This window comes from Xanthomonas sp. NCPPB 1128 (assembly GCF_001043115.1).
Taxonomy (GTDB): Bacteria; Pseudomonadota; Gammaproteobacteria; order Xanthomonadales; family Xanthomonadaceae; genus Xanthomonas_A.
The window spans coordinates 80273-98670 of sequence record NZ_LFME01000017.1 but is presented as its reverse complement, the minus strand read 5'-3'; the positions used below and the strand labels follow the sequence as shown (position 1 = coordinate 98670).

Below are 18398 nucleotides of genomic sequence, written 5' to 3'. Positions count from 1 at the left end.
GCGGCGGGCCGGGGCGCGGCGCGGGGGCAGGGGTGGCAGGGCGTCGCGCGATTCGGTGTCGTGGTCGGCGGCCAGGGCCGGTTCCCAGGGGAAGCGCGGCAGGGTGCGCACGGCGTTTTCCAGCTTGCGCGACCAGGTGTCGTGGATCTCGGCGTACAGCGGGGTGTCGGCTTCCAGGCGCATGCGCTCGGTCACGCGCAGGTCGTTGCGACGGATCAGCGCCACGTCGATCGGCATGCCCACCGACAGGTTGGAGCGGATCGTCGAGTCCAGCGAGACCAGCGCGGTGCGCGCGGCGTCTTCCAGTTGCATCTCCGAGCGGATGATGCGGTCCAGGATCGGCTTGCCGTACTTGGATTCGCCGATCTGCAGGTAGGGCGTCTCCGGCGAGGTGGCGATGGCGTTGCCGAGCGGATAGATCATGTACAGCCCGGGCCGTTCGCCGGCGATCTGCCCGCCCAGGATCAGCGTCGACTGCACGTTGATGCCGCTGTGCTGCGATTGCTCGGAGAGCTTGATCTGGCTGGACGCCAGCACGTCGCCGACGTACTCGGCGACCTCGAACAGGTGTCGGAAGGTGCGCAGGCTGCGCGGCGCGTCGGGATCGTCGGCGTCGCGCTGCAGGCGCGAAAGGGTCAGCTGCGTGGTCGCCAGGTTGCCGGCCGACATCAGCGCGAACACCGCCTGGCCCGGATACTCGAACACGTGCAGCTTGCGGTGGGCGCGGACGTCGTCCAGCGAGGCGTTGGTACGCGTGTCAGCGGCGAAGACCAGGCCTTCGTCCACTTCGATGCCGACGCAATAAGTCATGGCGATGCCGAAACCGGGTGCATTCGGATTCTATGCGGGGCGGCTCGCGCTTGGCTAGCCGTTGACGCTCGCGGCCGCGGCATGCGCGAATAGCGCATGACCACCGTGCTTCTGAGCCTGGGCAGCAATCTGCGCCCGCATCATCACCTGGCCGCGGCGATCGCGGCGCTGCGCCGGGAGTTCGGCGCGATCGCCGTGTCGCCGACCTATCGCACCGCGGCGGTGGGGTTCGACGGGCCGGCGTTCCTGAACAACGCGGTGGCGCTGCAGACCGACCGGGAGCTGGCGCCGCTGGATGCCTGGCTGCATGCGCTGGAGGACGCGCACGGACGCGACCGCAGCGGCCCACGGTTCAGCGACCGCACCCTGGACATCGACGTGGTGTTCTACGGCGACCGCATCGTCGAAGGGCCTGGCCACCTGCGCATCCCGCGCCCCGAGCTGCGCCACGCCTTCGTGCTCAAGCCGCTGGCCGACATCGCTGCCGATTTCGTCGACCCGGTCAGCGGCCAGCGCCTGGACGCGCTGTGGCAGGCGCATGCGGAGCATGGCAAGGCGTTCGAGGTGGTGGAGTTGGATGAGTAGCGGGGATTGGGGAGTCGGGATTGGGGATTCGCTGTGAAGCAGGGATTCGGGATGCAGGGATTGGGGATTCGCTTCAGGCAGCAGCAACAGCGAGACCTCATCGGGTAAGCGCAACGACATTCAAGCGGGCGCTATCGGGCCGCTGCAATTCGCTTTTGCGAATCCCCAATCCCGACTCCCCAATCCCCGCCTCACATCAGCCCGCGCCCGCCATCCAGCCGCAGGGTCTGACCGGTGACGAAGCCGGCATCGTCGAGCAGCCAGCGCACGGCCTCGGCGATCTCCTCGACCTGGCCGGTGCGCGCCAGCGGGGTGCGTGCCAGCAGGGCCTGCTGCGCGGCGGCGTCCTTGCCGGCGTCGGGCCACAGGATCGCACCAGGAGCGATGGCGTTGACCCGCACCTGCGGTGCCAGTTCCAGTGCCAGCGAGCGGGTCAGCATCGCCAGGGCGGCCTTGGCCGCGCTGTACAGCGGGTGCGCGCGCAGTGGCGTTTCCGCGTGCACGTCGGTGATGTTGACGATTGCGCCGCCGTGCAGGCGCAGGTGTGTGGCCGCGGCCTGCGCCAGGAACAGCGGCGCGCGTGCGTTGACCGCGAACAGGTCGTCCCACTGCGCCGGCGTGGCCTCGTGCAGCGGCGTGGGATAGAAGTTGGAGGCGTTGTTGACCAGCGCATCGAGCCGGCCGAAGCGCGCCACGCACTGCGCCACCAGGTCGGGTAACTGCGCGGTGTCGCGCAGGTCGGCGTGCAGGGTCAGCGTGCTGCCGGCGCGCACGGCGTCCAGTTCCTGCGCCAGCGCGTGCAACTCGGCTTGCGAGGTATGCGCATGCAAGGCGACGTCGTAGCCGGCCGCGTGCAGGCGCCGGGCGATGCCGGCGCCGATGCGCCGCGCGCTGCCGGTGATCAGGGCGACTTTGGTCTGGGTCATGTACGGGTTCCATGCTCGGCTATGCTGTGCATTGTCCACGCAATCGCGCACCGCATGCCCACCGACCTTCCTTTGCCCGATGCCACCGCATTGGCCCACAGCGAGCGCCTGGCCGCGCACGTGCGCGCCGAGATCGCCGCCGCCGGCGGGGCCATTCCGTTCTCGCGCTTCATGGAGCTGGCGCTGTACGCGCCCGGCCTGGGCTACTACAGCGCCGGCAGCAGCAAGTTCGGCGAAGAGGGCGATTTCGTCACCGCGCCGGAACTGGGGCCGCTGTTCGCCGCCACCGTGTCCAATGCGCTGGCGCCGGTGTTGCAACACCTGGGGCCGCAGGCGCGCATGCTGGAAGTGGGCGGCGGCAGCGGCGCCTTCGCCGAGGTCATGCTCAAGCGCCTGCTGGCGCTGGATGCGCTGCCCGAGCGCTATGCGATCCTGGAACCCAGCGCCGATCTGCGCGAACGCCAGCGCGAGCGCCTGGCAAGGACGCTGATCCCGCCGGTATTCGAGTTGGTGGAATGGCTGGACCGGCCGTTCGACGACGACTGGAACGGCGTGCTGTTCGCCAACGAGGTGATCGACGCCTTGCCGACGCCGCGCTTCGCGCTGCGCGACGGCGAGGTGTTCGAAGAGACCGTGACCCTGGACGGCGAGGGCCGTTTCCGTCGCGGCGAACAGCCGGCCGATCCGCTGCTGGCGGCCGCAGTGCGGCACATCGAGCGCTATCTGCAGGCGCCGTTCGCCGATGGCTACCGCTCCGAGTTGCTGCCGCAGTTGCCGTACTGGATCCAGGCGGTGGCCGGCGGCCTGCGCAGTGGTGCGATGCTGTTCGTGGACTACGGCTATCCGCGCCGCGAGTTCTATCTGCCCGAACGCGACGACGGCACCTTGCGCGCGTTCTACCGGCACCGCACGCATGCCGATCCGTATCGCTGGCCGGGCCTGCAGGACCTGACCGCGTCGGTGGATTTCACTGCGCTGGCCGAGGCCGGCACCGGGGCGGGCTTCGACCTGGCCGGTTACTGCAACCAGGCCAGTTTCCTGCTTGGCAACGGCCTGGACGCGCTGTTGGCCGAGGCCGAGGCGCGCAGCGACGCCGCCGCGCAACTGCGCCTGCGCCAGCAGGTGAAGCAACTGACCCTGCCCAGCGAGATGGGCGAGCGCTTCCAGGTGATGGGCTTCGAGCGCGACGTGTCGCTGGCGCCGGCGTTCCTGTCCGGCGACCTGACCTGGCGGCTGTGATGCGGGCAGTGCGCGCCTTCCGTTGGCCCTGGTTGTGGCTGGGGCTGTGGTGGCTGGGTATCGCGGTGCTGATCTACGTGTGCATGATGCCGCACCCGCCGCAGCTGTCGGACCTGCCCGACAGTGACAAGGCCGAGCACTTCATCGCCTACCTGCTGCTGGCCGCCGCCGCGGTGCAGGTCTATGCCGGTCCGCGCGCCTGGACATGGGCCGCGCTGGGCCTGCTGGCGCTGGGCGTGGGCATCGAATTCGCGCAAGGCGCCTGGACCGCCACGCGCTCGGCCGATCCACTGGATGCGCTGGCCGATGCCTTGGGCGTGGCGGCCGGCATGGCCACCGCGGCCACGCCGTGGCGCGATCTGCTGTGGCGGCTGGAGCGCGGCAGACACCGCTGAGCCACGTGACGGCGCGGTCTACGGCGTCGGCCAAGTTGTGGAATTCCCGGCCGCGCGCAAGGCGCGGCGGGCGCACCGCGTCCTAGAGTGCCGGCGCCGGGCAGGCTGCCCGGTCGCCGCGCGGCGATTCCGCGCGCCTGTGCAGGAGAACACGCATGCAAGCACGCCACTCCCCCCGTGCCGCGCGCGGCGCCGGCCTGTTCGCCGCGCTGTGCCTGGCCGCCAGCGCCGCACCCGCCAGCGCCGCCTGGAGCGATGTCTGCAGCGGCACCGCCACCTACACCAGCTCCGGCTATTCCGGTGGCGCGCTGCTGCTGGATCCCATCGACCCGACCGCGACGATCACCGCGTTGAATCCGACGCAGCTCAACGACGGCGGAATCCAGGCGGCGCTGGCCGGCGCCTACCTGCAGGTGCAGGGACCGCGCGGCACGGTCACCGTGTACGTCACCGACCTGTATCCGGACGGCGCCGACTGCGGGCTGGATCTGTCGCCCAACGCCTTCGCCGCGATCGGCGACACCAGTGCCGGGCGCATCCCGATCCGCTGGCAGGTGGTGGCCGCGCCGGTCACCGGCAACGTGGTGTACCGGATCAAGGAGGGCAGCTCGCAATACTGGGCGGCGATCCAGGTGCGCAACCACCGCTATCCGGTGGTGAAGTTCGAATACAAGAAGAACGGCGACTGGGTGAGCCTGCCCAAGACCGCGTACAACCATTTCGTCGGCGAGCAGATGGGCGCGCAACTGCTGGAGATTCGCCTGACCGACATTCGCGGCCAGGTGGTCACCGACACCCTCGGCGCGTTGCCCAGCCAGGGCGACAAGGGCGTGTACTTCGCCGACGGACACGTGCAGTTCCCGAAGTGAGGCGCGTTCGTGCACGCGCCGGCGGTTGGCGCGCCGGCGCTGCCGATGCCCGTGTGCGCGCGCACCTGCACTACGGCGTTGGCTCCGCAGCGCAAGCACGCCGCGCACTCAGAACTTGAAGTGCACCGTCGCCATGTAGCGGCTGCCGTTGTGGTAGCGCCCGGCCGGGTGGTCCTTGTCGCCCAGGTACTGCAGGTATTCCTCGTCCAGCAGGTTCTGCGCATCGATCTGCAGCGACCACTGCGCATTGATCGCGTAGCCCACGCTGGCGCCCAGGTCGGTGTAGTCGTCGACGCTGGCCGGCGCGGCACCGGCGACATAGCCACCGGCCAGGTAGCTGTCGCGCCAGTTCAGGCTGATCCGCGCGTTCCACGGCCCCTTCTCGTAGTACGGGCTGAAGGCGACGCTGTTGCGCGACTGGTAGGGCAGCGGGTTGCCGCTGTTGTTCTCGCCGCTGGCATAGGTGTAGTTGGCCGACAGGCCGAAGCCGCTCTCGCCGAACGGCTGCTGGTAGGCCAGGGTGAAGCCCTTGACCTTGCCGTTGCCGGCGTTGCGCGGGCGCTGGATGCTGTAGTCGCAATAGCCGTCGGCGGTGCAACCGTTGCTGCCGAGCATCTGCGCCCAGGTCTGCGGCGAGGTGTCGCGGATCGCGTTGTACTGGCGCTCGATCGTGGCCGAGGTGTCGATGTAGTTGTCGATCTTCTTGTAGAAGATGGACCACGCCACCACCGCCTGCGGCGCGAAGTAGTACTCGGCCGAGAGATTGAAGTTCCACGATTCGTAGGGCGAGAGCTCGGCATTGCCGCCGCTGCCGGTCAGCGTGGTGTCGTTGAGGAAGGTGTTGTTGACCATCTGGTTGTACGGCGCCCAGGCGATCACCTTGCCGGCGCCGAAGCGGAACACCCAGTCGTTGTCGGTGTCGTAGGCCAGATTCAGTGATGGCAGCAGGAAGTGCTCGGTCTTCGTGCGGGTCTGCCACTTGCTGTCCAGGTCCTGCAGGGTCGGCGTGCCACTGTAGACGAAGCCGCTGCCTTCGGTCTTGGAATCGACGTAGCGCAGACCCAGGTTGCCGCGCAGGCCGGCGTTGGAGAAGTTCAGCTGCACGTAGGCGGCGTTGTTGGTCTGCTGCAGCGCCCAAGTGTTGTTGAGGTAGCTGGACGGGTCCGGATTGGCGTAGTCGACCGGGCTGTTGCGGATCCAGTCGATCACGTTGCCGCGCCCGGCCTGCACGTGCTGTCCGTGGTCGGGATAGAACCCGCGGATGTCGGTCAGGCCGGTGGTGCCGATGTCGGCCAGCGTGCCCGGGGTGACGCCGCCGTACACGTTGAGCGCGAAGTCCTCGTCGTGCTTGCCCTGGCGCACGCCGACCAGCAACTGGTTGAACACGCCGTCGAACTGCAGGTCCAGATCGAGCTGGCCGTAGCGGTCCTTGCTCTGGGTGGAGAACACGCCGTTGTTGCCGATCCAGCCGCCGGCCGAGCCCCAGTTGGCCGGATTGCGCGCGGCGGCCGGATCGTCGAAGCGGATGCCGCGGTCCAGGTCCCAGCGGAAGCCGCCGTTGTAGAACGGCTCGATGAAGTACTGCGCCAGGTGGTCGTTGTCGGACTTGCTCTGGCCGAGCTGGCCGCGCAGGGTCCAGCGTTCGCCGCGGTAGGCGCCGCGCAGATCCAGGCCCTTGGTGGTCACCTGCGACTGGCGCACGTTGTTGTCGTAGATCACCGTGCCGCCGCCGGCACTGGCATTTGCGCTGGAATGGCCGCTGTTGACCACGCCGTTGCGCACGTCGCCCAGCGCGTCGACCGCGGCGACGGTGCCCGGGTTCCAGGTCAGGAAGCTGTACATCGACTGGTTGTAGTTGTCGAAGTCTTCCTTGATGTACAGGCCGCTGAGGTTGAACTCCAGCGCGTCGCTGGGCTTGAGCTGCAGGTTGAGTACCGCGCTGTCGCGCTTGCGGTCCTGCTGGAACCAGGCGGCGTTGATCGAGTTGGGCACGTCGGCATCGGCGGGCACGCCGCTGGCGTTGGCGAAGGTGCCGGCCTTGGCGTAGCCGAACACCTCCAGGCCCTGGCGGTCGACGCGTTCCTCGTAGTGCTGCGCGGACACCGCGACGCCGAAGGTCTCCTGCGGATTCTTCCAGCTGTACAGCAGCGAGGCGTTGGGCTTGCCCTCGCTGGCCTGCTGGCTGTAGCTGTAGCCGACCGAGCCGGCGATCTCGTTGGCCTTCAGGTCCAGCGGCTGGCGGCTGTGCATCAGCACGGTGCCGCCGAGGCTGCCTTCGGTCAGCCGCGCCTCGGTGGACTTGACGATCTCCGCGCGGCCCAGGATCTGCGGCGACAGCAGGGTGTAGTCGAAGCCGCGGTTGGGCTGCTCACCGTACAGCCAGATCGCCTGCGCCACCGGGTGGCCGTCCAGGAACGACAGGTTGAGGCTGGGATCGGTGCCGTCGATGCTGACCCGCTCGCCCTGGCCGAAGCGGCGGTCGATGGTGACGCCGGGAATCTGCGCGAACGCTTCGGCGACGTTGGTGCTGGGGAACTTGCCGATGTCCTCGGCGGTGATCGCCTCGGACACGGTGACGTTGTTGCGCTTGGTGTCCAGCGACTTCTCCAGGCTGGCGCGGATGCCGACCACCTGGACCGCGTCCAGGTCGGTGGCGGCGGAGTCGGCCCGCTGCGCCTGCGCGGCGAAGGCGAGGACGCTGGCGGCAATGGCGGCCGACAGGACGGACGGGCGGTGGCGCATGATGTCTCTCCTCATCATTCATGGATGGGCGCGACCGGCGGAGCCGGTGGCGCGAAGCGGAGTTGCGTGCTGCCTGGCGGCGCGGACCGGTGCCGATCCCCGGGGTCCGCGGACGCCGTGTTTGTGCCGAATTCGTTGCGAAGCGTGCGGAACCTTTACGGTCCGGTGACAACGATGTCAACGCGAGGTCGGCGCCGGGAGGCCCGGTCGCGTGGCAAAACCGCGGCGTCGTGCCCGGCATCGCCCCGCGACGTGTCGCGTCGCGTCCCGGCTTTCACGTCGATGACTTGGGCCGATTTCCCGGGATTTCCTGCGATCCGGGCGATCGCCGGGGCGGTGGTTCAGACCTCTGCCAGGCATCACCGCGATTGGTCTTGTGCCTTGTAGACAAATTCGCGCTCGGTGGTGACAACGATGCGGTTTGCGGCGCTGCACCCAAGCTTGCCGAATGACCGGCCCCGGCACACGAGCCAGCAGTGTCGGCCGTGACGGCGCTTGGGCATGGGCGCCAGTGCAGGCGGGAATTCGCTGCCCGCAGTGCGCAGGGCGTTCCGGAGGGCAGGGGAGCGGGGCGGGCTCGCCGCGGCGAATCCCATGGTGACGCGCCGCTGCGCTCGTGCCGTGGTCGGGCGACGCTGTCGATCCCGGCCTGCCCGGCGTGCTGTGGAGCAACGTGCACGACCCTCTGATTGGTACTATATTGGACATAATGAATCCATGCGGACTGGAGAGCGCGCCATGACCAAGCCCAAGCCGCAGGCCGATCCGCGCCTGCATGCGCTGGCCGTGGACCCGGACGCGCCCACGCCGCTGTACCTGCAACTGGCCAGCAAGCTGGTGGAGGCGATCAAGGGCGGGCAGTGGAAGCCGGGCGAGGCACTGCCGGCCGAACGGCAGCTGTGCGAGTACCTGCAGGTATCGCGGGTGACCCTGCGCCAGGCCGTGGACGCCTTGGTCGAACAAGGCCTGGTGTCGCGCCGGCAGGGCGCCGGCACCTTCGTCACCTCACACATCCAGCACCAGCTCAGCGGCCTGGCCAGCTTCAGCGAGACCCTGCGCATGAAGGGGCTGGAGCCGGGCACGCGCTGGCTGGAGCGGCGCACGCGCCCGGCGCACGGCGAGGAGATCCTGCGCCTGGGCCTGTCGCCGGACACCGTGGTCGCGGCGCTGACTCGACTGCGCAGCGCCGATGGCCGGGTGATGGCCTACGAGAAGGCGGTGCTGCCGCAGCACGTGGTGCCCGATCCGCACGCCATCGCCGATTCGCTCTACACCTATCTGGACGAGCGCGGCACCCCGGTGGTGGGGGCGCTGCAGTACTTCCGCGCCATCAACCTGCCGGCGCGGCTGGCCGGCCACCTGGGCATGAAGGAAGGCGAGGCGATCCTGCACGTGGTGCGGGTCGGCTACACCCGCGACGGCAGCGCGATCGAACTGACCGACACCTATTGCCACAACGACTACTACGACTTCGTCGCCGAGCTGCGACGCTGATCGCCGATCCCCGCGCCCTCCCGGAGCACGCCCGCCCATGACCACCGCACGGCCCGCCAGTCCCTACGCCTCCATCGCCATCGTCGGCCTGTTGTTCTTCATCATGGGGTTCTTCACCTGGATCAACGGGCCGTTGATCCTGTTCGCCAAGGTCGCCTTCAATGTCAGCGACACGTTCGCGTTCCTCATCCCGAGCGCGTTCTATATTTCCTACTTCTGCCTGGCATTGCCTTCGTCGTTCATCCTGAAGCTGACCGGGATGAAAAAAGGCCTGGCGCTGAGCCTGCTGATCATGGCGATCGGCGCTGCGATCTTCGGCCAGTTCACCAATGCCCGTTCCTACGTGGGCGCGGTGAGCGGCATCTTCATCATCGGCGGCGGTTTGGCCTTGCTGCAGACCGCGGTCAATCCGTACATCAGCATTCTCGGGCCGATCGACGGCGCGGCGCGTCGTATTGCGCTGATGGGCATCTGCAACAAGGTGGCCGGAGCGCTGGCCACCTATGGACTGGCGAAAGTGGTCCTGCACGGCATGGAGGATTTTTCGACCCAGATCGAACAGGTGCTGCCGGCGCAGAAGGAACTGCTGTTGCAGGAGTTCGCTGGCCGCATCCACGGCCCCTACATGGCGATCGCCGGCGTCCTGGCCGTGCTGTCCGTGGCCATCCTGTTTTCGCCCTTGCCCGAGATCAGCGCCGAGAAGGCGAACGCGTCGGCCTCCGACGAGCGTAGCCGCGACAGCATCTTTGCGTTTCCGCACGTGTGGCTGGGCGCGCTGTGCATCTTCGTGTACGTCGGCGCCGAGGTGATGGCCGGCGATGCGATCGGCATCTATGGCAATAGCCTCGGCCTCTCGCTCGACTATGCAAAGTATTTCACCATCGGCACGCTGGCCTGCATGCTGGCGGGTTATCTGGTCGGCCTGGTGTTGATCCCGAAGTACATCTCCCAGGAAAAGTACCTGTCCATTTCGGCATGCCTTGGCATCGTCTTTTCGCTGTGTGCGATGTTGACCGGCGGCTATGTCTCGGTGGCATTCGTCGCGGCGCTCGGATTCGCCAACGCCATCATGTGGCCGGCCATCTTCCCCCTGGCCATCAAGGGGCTTGGCAAGTTCACCGAGAAGGGCGCGGCGTTGTTGATCATGGGCATCGTGGGCGGCGCCGCGGTTCCGCAGCTGTTCGCCCATCTGAAGGAGTTCTTCGATTTCCAGCTGGTCTTCGCCGGCTTGATGATCGCTTGCTACCTGTACATCTTGTTCTTCGCGCTGCGCGGTCACCGCGTCGGCCAGGGCGCGCGGTGAGCTGACGCCCTTCTCTCCAACTCGGCAAACCTATCCAATGCGCAGACCCACCATCAAAGACGTCGCCGAACGGGCGCGGGTGTCGCTGAAGACCGTCTCGCGGGTCATCAACAACGAACCGTCGGTGATGCAGGCCACGCGCTCGCGCGTGCTGCATGCCATCGCCGAACTGGACTACGAGCCGGATCCGTCGGCGCGCAACCTGCGCAGCGGCACCCCGTTCGTGATCGGGCTGGTGTACGACAACCCCAACCCGTACCACATCATCGGCGTGCAGAACGGCGTGCTCGCCGCCTGCCGCGAGACCGGCTTCGGCCTGCAGATCCATCCCTGCGATTCCACCGCGCCGATGCTCGCCGAGGAACTGGCCGAGTGGACCCAGCGCTCGCGCCTGGCCGGGCTGGTGCTGACCGCGCCGATGTCCGAGCGCGCCGACCTGGTCGCGGCGCTGGCCGCGCGCGGGATCAAGACCGTGCGCATCATCGCCGCCACCGAGGATCCGCAGGACGGGCCGTGCGTCTACGTCGACGACCGTGATGCCGCCTACGAGATCACCGAGCATCTGATCCAGCTCGGCCACCAGCGCATCGGCTTCCTGTGGGGCGGCACCTCGCACCGCTCCAGCGGCGAGCGCTATGCCGGCTACGAGGCGGCGCTGAAGGACTACGGCATCACCCTGGACAAGCACCTGGTGATCCCCGGCGACTACACCTTCGACGACGGCTTCCGTGGCGCGCGGCGCTTGCTGGCCCTGCGCGAACCGCCGACCGCGATCTTCGGCTCCAACGACGAGATCGCCGCCGGCGTGCTGGCCGCGGCCAAGTCGGCGGGCATGAACGTGCCCTACGACCTGTCCATCGCCGGCTTCGAGGACAGCCCGTTCTCGCGCCAGTCGTGGCCGCCGCTGACCACCGCCAAGCAGGCCACCGAGGACATCGCCCGCCACGCCGCGCGGTTGCTGATCAGCCAGCTGCGCAGCGATGCCTACGAAGACCATCCGGCGCCGGTGCACAACCAGGGCTTCGTGCCGCAACTGGTGGTGCGCGGCTCGACCGCGCCCATGCAGCCGCATTCCCGCCGTTCCTCCTCCTCCTCCTCCGACCCCACATGACCCTGCCCATGGCGCTGCCCTCCGAAACCGAAACCCTGATGTTCCGCGAGGCCGCGGAATCCGCCGCGGTCGTCGCCGCCCAGTTCGAACGCAACCACGCCACGGTGGCCGCACTCGCCGCATCGCTGCGCGCCGATCCGCCGCCGTTCGTGGTGACCTGCGCGCGTGGCAGTTCCGACCACGCCGCCACCTATGCCAAGTACCTGTTCGAGACCCAGCTCGGCGTGGTCACCGCCTCGGCCTCGCCGTCGGTGGGTTCGGTGTACGAGGCGCCGCTGCAGTTGCGCGGGGCGCTGTATCTGGTGATCTCGCAATCGGGCAAGAGCCCGGACCTGCTGCGCAACGCGCAGGCGGCCAAGGACGCCGGCGCGCGCGTGGTGGCCCTGGTCAACGTGGAGGATTCGCCGCTGGCGCACCTGGCCGACACGGTGATCCCGCTCGGCGCCGGCCCGGAGAAGAGCGTGGCCGCGACCAAGAGCTATCTGGCCTCGCTGGCGGCGATCCTGCAACTCGGCGCGCACTGGAAGAACGACCCGGCGCTGCTGGGGGCGCTGCAGGAACTGCCGCAGGCGCTGCGCGCGGCCTGGCAGGCCGACTGGCGCTCGCTCACCGACGGCCTGGTCGAGGCCCACAACCTGTTCGTGCTCGACCGTGGCCTGGGCCTGGCGGCCGCGCAGGAAGCGGCACTGAAGTTCAAGGAAACCTGCGGCCTGCACGCCGAGGCCTACAGCTCGGCGGAAGTGAAGCACGGGCCGATGGCCCTGGTCGGCCCGGGCTTCCCGGTGCTGGCGTTCGACCAGCCGGACGAAGCCGGCGAGGGCACCAGGCGCCTGGCCGAGGAGTTCCGCGGCCGCGGCGCGCAGGTGTGGCTGGCCAGCGCCGGCGGCGACCTGCCGCTGGTCGCCGCGCCGCATCCTGCCTGTGCGCCGTTGCTGGCGATCCAGAGTTTCTACCGCGCGATCAACGCGCTGGCGCTGCGCCGCGGCTACAACCCGGACCTGCCGCCGCATCTGAACAAAGTGACGGAGACCGTCTGATGACCACGGTGGCGCTGCGCAACGCGCGCGTGCTCGGCGAGGACGGGTTTCTCGACGGCGTCAGCGTGCTGCTGGAGGGCGGGCGCATCCTCGCCCTGCTCGACGACGCCGACCCGCGCGTGGCGGCAGCGCCGGTGCAGCACGACCTGGGCGGCGGCAGCCTGCTGCCGGGCTTCATCGACCTGCAGGTCAACGGCGGCGGCGGCGTGCTGTTCAACAACCGCACCGACGTCGAGGCGCTGCGCCGCATCGGCCAGGGTCATCGCCGCTACGGCACCACCGGCTACCTGCCGACGCTGATCAGCGACGACTTGGAGGTGATGCGCGCGGCGATCGCCGCGACCCGCCAGGCCATCGCCGACGGCGTGCCGGGCGTGCTCGGCATCCACCTGGAAGGGCCGTACCTGGCGCCGGCGCGCAAGGGCACCCACAACGCCGACAAGTTCCGCGTGCCCGACGCCGAGGAACTGGCCCTGGCCACCTCGCTGGACAACGGCGTCACCCTGATCACCCTGGCGCCGGAACGCGTGCCGGCGGCCAGCATCCGCACCCTGGCCGCGGCCGGCGCGCGCGTGTTCGCCGGCCACACCGCCGCCAGCTACGAAGAGACCCGCGCCGGGCTGGACGCCGGCATCTGCGGCTTCACCCATCTGTACAACGCCATGACCCCGTTGCAGGGGCGCGATCCCGGCGTGGTCGGCGCGGCGCTGGAAGACCGCAACGCCTGGTGCGGGGTGATCGTCGACGGCGTGCACGTGCATCCGGCCAGCCTGCGCGTGGCGCTGGCGGCCAAGCCGCGCGGCACCGTGTTCCTGGTTACCGACGCGATGCCGATGGTCGGCGCCGACAGCCCTGCCTTCGATCTGTATGGCGAAACCATCACCGCCATCGACGGCGTGGTGCGCAATGCCGCCGGCGCCCTGGCCGGCTCGGCGCTGGACATGGCCAGCGCGGTGCGCAACAGCGTGCAATGGCTGGATGTGCCGCTGGAAGAGGCCGCGCGCATGGCCTCGCTGTACCCGGCGCAGTGCGTGGGCCTGGACCACCGCTACGGCCACATCGCGCCCGGCTACCAGGCCGACCTGGTGTTGCTGGACGACGCATTGCAGGTCCGTCATACCTGGATCGCCGGCGCGATGGAGTAAGCGGTCGCGGGCACCGCCCGGCGGTGCCCTGCACGGGGCGTTGTGTGGCCGGCCATGGTCTGTTCTGCTGTGGCCTGGCGCGCGCATGGGCGATGCGGCGCCCCGCTGCGCGCAGGCGCCGGATCCGCCCCGCCTCCACAAGGAACGTTCGGTGATCTACGAGATTCAACCCTATGCCGCGGTGCGCGGATTCCGTTTCGGCCACAGCCAGGCCCAGATCGCCAAGGCGCACGGCGCGCCGTTCACCACGGTGATCGACAACATCCAGAAGATCGTGACCGAGACGCGCGAAGGTTGCGAACTGGTCTACGAACGCAAGGCGCTGCGCTACGTGACCCTCAATCGGCACGTGACGCCGATGGTCGAAGGCATCGACATCTACGCCCAGGACGCGCTGGCGCGGCTGATGGCGCACGATCCGGATCATGCGATCGGGCCGCGTTATGCGCTGTTTCGCCGCCTCGGCATCTGCGTCGGTGGCCTCGGCGCCAAACGCATTCCCGAGGGCAGGCTGGTCAGTGCCTTCGCCGAGGACAAGCGCGACTTCTTCGAATTTTTTGTCGCAGAGGACTGAGGCGCGCTCGCACGACGAGTGGGCAGCGCGTGGGTCTGCGTATCCACGTTAGTCATTTGCCAGCGTAGTTGGTCTGAGAGGAAATGCCGGCAACGCTGTGCCGAGCCGCTGCGCCATTCCCGCGGGTCATGCCCGTTGAGCAGAAGATTAAAAGTCTTCTGTCTCTCCGCACGCGGTGTTGTCACCCGCATGCATTAGGATCGCGGATGATCGCCACAGGGGGAGATCATCATGCGCATCGTACGGACGGTGCCGCGTTCTTGCGGCAGCGATGAAGGGTGGTTCGCCGGAATGTCGCGCGTCGTCGTGGCTTGCCGCACGCAACGGAATGGCGGCGGCGATGCGCCGCGTCGTGCGACTGAGCGGCCGCTGGTGCTCAGGCCGAAGCTGCTCGGCACTGGCAGCCTGCGTGCAGGGGCGGTCCTGCTGCTGTGGGCCACCGCCTGGCCTGGCTGGGCGGCGACGGCACCGGTCGCGTGCCGGCGGCCGGCATTGCCGGTGGCCTGCGCGGGCCCGACCGCGGTCGGGCGCTTCATCGCCCGCAACGGCGGCCCCTGGCAGCCCTATGCGTTCGCCACGCCACTCGATGTGCCAGCGGGGCAGACCCTGGCCATCGCGATCTGCGGACAGGCCAACCAGGCTGTGCAGGATGCGCAGTGGCAGGCGCAGCCGTCGTTGCTGCCGACCCTGGTCCACCGGGTCGGTGCGGACGCCACGCTGGCGATCCTGGTGCAGGACAGCGCCAACGTGGCGTTGGCCGGGCGCCTGACCCTGGGCGAGGACACGCTTGCCGCCGACGGCACGCTGCATGCACCGACGGCTCCGGTGCAGGCTGCGCTGATCGGCACGCTGGTCGATGGCCCCATCAACGCTGGCGCACGCATCGACCTGCATCTGCGCGACTCGGCCAACGTCAGCCTGCAGACCGCGCAGAGCCATCTGCACCTGGGCGGCGGCAGCCTGAGCGAACGACTGATCGCGCCAGACGATGCCGCGGTCGCGGCCGCCGATGGTGTCTGTCTCGAGGTCGGCGTGGAGCGTAGCGATCGAGTGCGAGGTGCCCAGGGCAGGCTGACGATCGGCGGTGGCCGCCTGCAGGGCGCGCTGATCGCACATCCGCTGCGTGGCAGCCGCGTCGTCGTGCAGGTGGACGAGGTGGCCACTGTGGCGGCGGACGAGGTCCGCCTGTTCGCCGGCCAGTTGCTGAACGAGGTACTGCAAGCCGGGCCGTGGCTCGGTGGCCAGATCGCGATCACGCTGGGCAACACCGCCAATGTCGATGCGCGCGCGCTGGACATCCAGGATGCGGTGCTGGTCGACGAACTGGTCGATGCCGCGCACGTGCAGAACGCAGCGATCGATCTGCACCTGGCCGATACCGGCAACGCCAGCGTCGAGAGCACACTGCGCATTCGCGATGGCGGCCTGATCGACGAGCCGCTGGATGCCGCCGATCTGCTCGCGTCCCATGTCGCGGTGACGCTGCTGCGCAGCGGCAATGCCATCGCGGACGATGCGCGGATCGTGGACGGAGAGTTGATCGACGAAGCCATCGATGTCAGTGCGGTGCAGGATGCGGCCTTGGCGGTGCGCTTCGAGGACGCCGGCAATCTGCATGCGCTGGTGGCACGGATCGAGGAGGGCGAGCTGATCGACGAGGCGATCGATGCCGCCTCCTTCGACGGCGGCACGCTCGACGTCGCATTCGCGGACAGCGGCAACGTCACCGGCGATGCCTTGGCCATCTCGCACGGCGAACTGATCGACGAGGCGGTCGACCTGCGGGGCACGTTCGCGCGTACGCAGCTGCGCCTGGACATGGCCGATGCCGGCAATGCCCGGGTCGAGGCGCTGGACATCGTCGAAGGCGAACTCGTCGATGAACTGCTGGACCTGGTCGATGCGCACGATGCCAGCGCCGAACTGCATGTGCGCCGCAGCGCGAATGCCGGCGGTGCGCTGACGGCATCGGGCCAGCGTGTGTCGATCGTGCATGGCGAATTGATGGATGAGGTGATCGATGCGGCGGGTACGCTGAACGGATTCGCCGGCGTCGTCGAGCTTGGCGATGTCGCCAACGCGCGCGCTGCACGCATCGCATTGCAGGGCGCGCAACTGCTCGACGGCGTGGTGGACGTGGCGGCGCTGCGCGTCAGCGAGCTCGGCGTGCAACTGGCCGACGTGGCCAACGCACGCTATCGGGAGGCCCTGGAGATGCAGGAAAACAGCACGCTGCTGGGAACGCTGGCCGACGTGGACAGCCGCGATGCCGCATCGCAGATCGCCACGGTGGTCTTGGCCAGCGGGGAAGCGATCCAGGTGCCGTAGCGGTCTTGCTGGACGGACGACGATCGTGACGGCAATGCCACCGCCGCCGCGCATGTCAGCGGATGCCTCGATCGTGTGGATGCGCGGTGTCGGGTGCGATGGCGGTGATGGTCCGCGGGGCGCGGCGCAATGGCGCTTCCACTGCGGCAAGCGATTGTGGGAACGGCTTCGGCCGCGACGGGTGTTCCCGGTAAAACCCGGTCGCGGCTGAAGCCGCTCCTACAGCAATCGCAACGCGCGTGGCATCCGAGGAGTCTTCCAATGCCTGTCCCGATCTGCGATCACGCCTGCGGTGCGCGATGCAGCGAAACAGGGCAGTACGCTGACCAGTGCGTGTCAGCCCACGGCGACCCGTGTAGGAGCGGCTTCAGCCGCGACCGGTTTCTACCGGGAACGCCATCGCGGCTGAAGCCGCTCCTGCAGCACCACGGCGTGTCCGCCTCAGGCGCAGCGAAAGCGCGTCATTGGGACGCCTCTGAAGCCGCTCGAGCATCGTGCAGGTGCAAGCCCTGCCTTGCAGCGATCAGCGTGCGTCAGCCGGTAGGTCCCGCCGCGCCGCGGCGATCGCGACGATCCGCGCCTTGGCCAGTGCCTCGCCGATCTGCGGGCCGCTCAGGCCCTGCGCGGCCAGGTCGCGGGCGTTGATCGCCAGGGCCGCCGTATGCAGGTGCTGCAACATGCGGCCCTGCGGATAATCGGCGTCCTCGCTGCCGAGGCGGCCACGCTTGTCGGCCTCGCATACACGCGCCAGCTGCGCGATGCGCTCGGGCTTGCGGAAGCCGTCGCAGCGCTGCAGCAGTTCGTGCACGGTGCGGTCGCGCAACTCGGCCAGGCGATGCACGTTCAGATGTTCGCGGCAGGCGATTTCGGCCAGTTGCCGATGCTCCTGCGGCACCTTCAGGCGTTCGCACAGCGCACGCAGCGGCGCCAGGCCGCGTTGCTCGTGCATCAGGTGGCGTGGCCATTCCTCCGGCGGCGTCAGCGCCTTGCCCAGGTCGTGGGTCAGCGCGGCGAAGCCGATCAGCGCATCGCCCGGCGCCAGCCGCGCGGCCATGTCGCTGACCAGTTCCTGGTGGCGGCCGGTGTCGATCTCGGGGTGGTACTCGGCGCGCTGCGGCACCCCGTACAGCGCGTCCAGCTCCGGCAGGACCCAGCGCAGCGCCTCGGCCTCGCGCAGCGTGCGCAGGAACGCCGACGGCTGCGCCGAGGCCAGGCTGCGCCGCAGCTCCTGCCACACGCGTTCGGGCACCAGCGTTTCCAGTTCGCCACCGGCGGCCATCGCGCGCATCAGGTCCATGGTCTCGGGCGCGACGACGAACCCCAGCGGCGCCAGCCGCGCCATGAACCGCGCCGCACGCAGCACGCGCAGCGGATCCTCGGCGAAGGCCGGGCCGACATGGCGCAGCACGCGCTGTTCGAGATCGCGCACGCCGCCGTAGGGATCGACCAGACGCCCGTCGGCCTCGTCGCGGGCGATGGCGTTGATGGTGAAGTCGCGCCGCTGCAGGTCCTCCTCCAGCGTCACCGACGGGTCGGCCTGCACCACGAAGCCGTGGTAGCCGCGCCCGGCCTTGCGCTCGGTACGCGCCAGGGCGTATTCCTCACCGCTGCGCGGATGCAGGAACACCGGGAAATCACGGCCGACCTGTTTGTAGCCCCGCTCCAGCATCTGCTGCGGAGTGGCGCCGACCACCACCCAGTCGCGGTCGCCGGGCGGCTGCCCGAGCAGGGCGTCGCGGACGGCGCCGCCGACGAGGTAGATGTGCATGGGCTGGGATTCGGGAGTGGGGATTCGGGATTGGAAAGGGCGCTATCTCGCGAACGGATGCCGCCCTGGCCT

Annotated in this window: 14 protein-coding genes and 1 pseudogene; 11 read left to right on the top strand and 4 right to left on the bottom strand. The window is 68.9% G+C overall.

Features of this window, described 5'->3' with window-relative positions:
• The coding region (locus ACP93_RS12150) for a proteasome-type protease (protein ID WP_048490942.1) at positions 1-810 on the bottom strand (810 nt) is incomplete at its 3' end.
• 96 nt (positions 811-906) lie between these two features.
• On the opposite strand from ACP93_RS12150, the gene folK reads away from it, so the two are divergent.
• Complete coding sequence (gene folK / locus ACP93_RS12145) at positions 907-1395, top strand: 2-amino-4-hydroxy-6-hydroxymethyldihydropteridine diphosphokinase (protein ID WP_048490941.1); 489 nt, start codon at positions 907-909, stop codon at positions 1393-1395.
• 191 nt (positions 1396-1586) lie between these two features.
• Here the strand turns inward: folK and ACP93_RS12140 are convergent, their stop codons facing one another.
• Positions 1587-2321 (bottom strand): pteridine reductase, encoded by a 735-nt coding sequence (locus tag ACP93_RS12140; RefSeq protein ID WP_048490940.1) that lies wholly within the window; start codon positions 2319-2321, stop codon positions 1587-1589.
• A gap of 54 nt (positions 2322-2375) precedes the next feature.
• On the opposite strand from ACP93_RS12140, the gene ACP93_RS12135 reads away from it, so the two are divergent.
• The 3 genes and pseudogenes from ACP93_RS12135 to ACP93_RS12125 all read left to right on the top strand — a co-directional run.
• Positions 2376-3560, top strand: coding sequence for a class I SAM-dependent methyltransferase (locus tag ACP93_RS12135; RefSeq protein ID WP_048490950.1), 1185 nt, complete (start codon positions 2376-2378; stop codon positions 3558-3560).
• Positions 3560-3955 (top strand): VanZ family protein, encoded by a 396-nt coding sequence (locus ACP93_RS12130; RefSeq protein ID WP_048490939.1) that lies wholly within the window; start codon positions 3560-3562, stop codon positions 3953-3955. The genes ACP93_RS12135 and ACP93_RS12130 overlap by 1 nt, the downstream gene beginning before the upstream one ends.
• A 263-nt stretch (positions 3956-4218) precedes the next feature.
• Positions 4219-4824, top strand: a pseudogene (locus ACP93_RS12125) (expansin EXLX1 family cellulose-binding protein); the annotation flags it as partial.
• Positions 4825-4932: 108 nt separating this feature from the next.
• Here the strand turns inward: ACP93_RS12125 and ACP93_RS12120 are convergent.
• Positions 4933-7566, bottom strand: a complete 2634-nt coding sequence (locus ACP93_RS12120) for a TonB-dependent receptor (protein ID WP_048490937.1) — start codon at positions 7564-7566, stop codon at positions 4933-4935.
• Between the two features lie 738 nt (positions 7567-8304).
• Here ACP93_RS12120 and ACP93_RS12115 point away from each other — a divergent pair.
• From ACP93_RS12115 to ACP93_RS12085, 7 genes are all read left to right on the top strand, one after another.
• Complete coding sequence (locus tag ACP93_RS12115; RefSeq protein WP_048490936.1) at positions 8305-9060, top strand: GntR family transcriptional regulator; 756 nt, start codon at positions 8305-8307, stop codon at positions 9058-9060.
• A gap of 37 nt (positions 9061-9097) precedes the next feature.
• Entirely contained in the window at positions 9098-10363 is a 1266-nt protein-coding gene (locus ACP93_RS12110) for a sugar MFS transporter (protein WP_048490935.1), read from the top strand.
• 37 nt (positions 10364-10400) lie between these two features.
• Positions 10401-11474 (top strand): LacI family DNA-binding transcriptional regulator, encoded by a 1074-nt coding sequence (locus ACP93_RS12105; RefSeq protein ID WP_048490934.1) that lies wholly within the window; start codon positions 10401-10403, stop codon positions 11472-11474.
• Positions 11475-11482: 8 nt separating this feature from the next.
• Positions 11483-12511, top strand: a complete 1029-nt coding sequence (locus tag ACP93_RS12100) for an SIS domain-containing protein (protein ID WP_048490949.1) — start codon at positions 11483-11485, stop codon at positions 12509-12511.
• Positions 12511-13656 (top strand): N-acetylglucosamine-6-phosphate deacetylase, encoded by a 1146-nt coding sequence (gene nagA, locus ACP93_RS12095; protein ID WP_048490933.1) that lies wholly within the window; start codon positions 12511-12513, stop codon positions 13654-13656. The genes ACP93_RS12100 and nagA overlap by 1 nt, the downstream gene beginning before the upstream one ends.
• A gap of 85 nt (positions 13657-13741) precedes the next feature.
• Positions 13742-14230 carry a hypothetical protein gene (locus ACP93_RS12090; RefSeq protein WP_048490932.1) on the top strand — a complete coding sequence of 163 codons (489 nt, stop codon included), beginning with the start codon at positions 13742-13744 and terminating at the stop codon, positions 14228-14230.
• A 372-nt stretch (positions 14231-14602) separates the two neighbouring features.
• On the top strand, positions 14603-16558 hold the full coding sequence (locus ACP93_RS12085; RefSeq protein ID WP_131721620.1) for a hypothetical protein: 1956 nt from the start codon (positions 14603-14605) through the stop codon (positions 16556-16558).
• A 523-nt stretch (positions 16559-17081) separates the two neighbouring features.
• On the opposite strand, the gene ACP93_RS12080 is transcribed toward ACP93_RS12085, so the two are convergent.
• Complete coding sequence (locus ACP93_RS12080; RefSeq protein WP_048490930.1) at positions 17082-18326, bottom strand: multifunctional CCA addition/repair protein; 1245 nt, start codon at positions 18324-18326, stop codon at positions 17082-17084.
• Positions 18327-18398 lie beyond the last annotated feature (72 nt).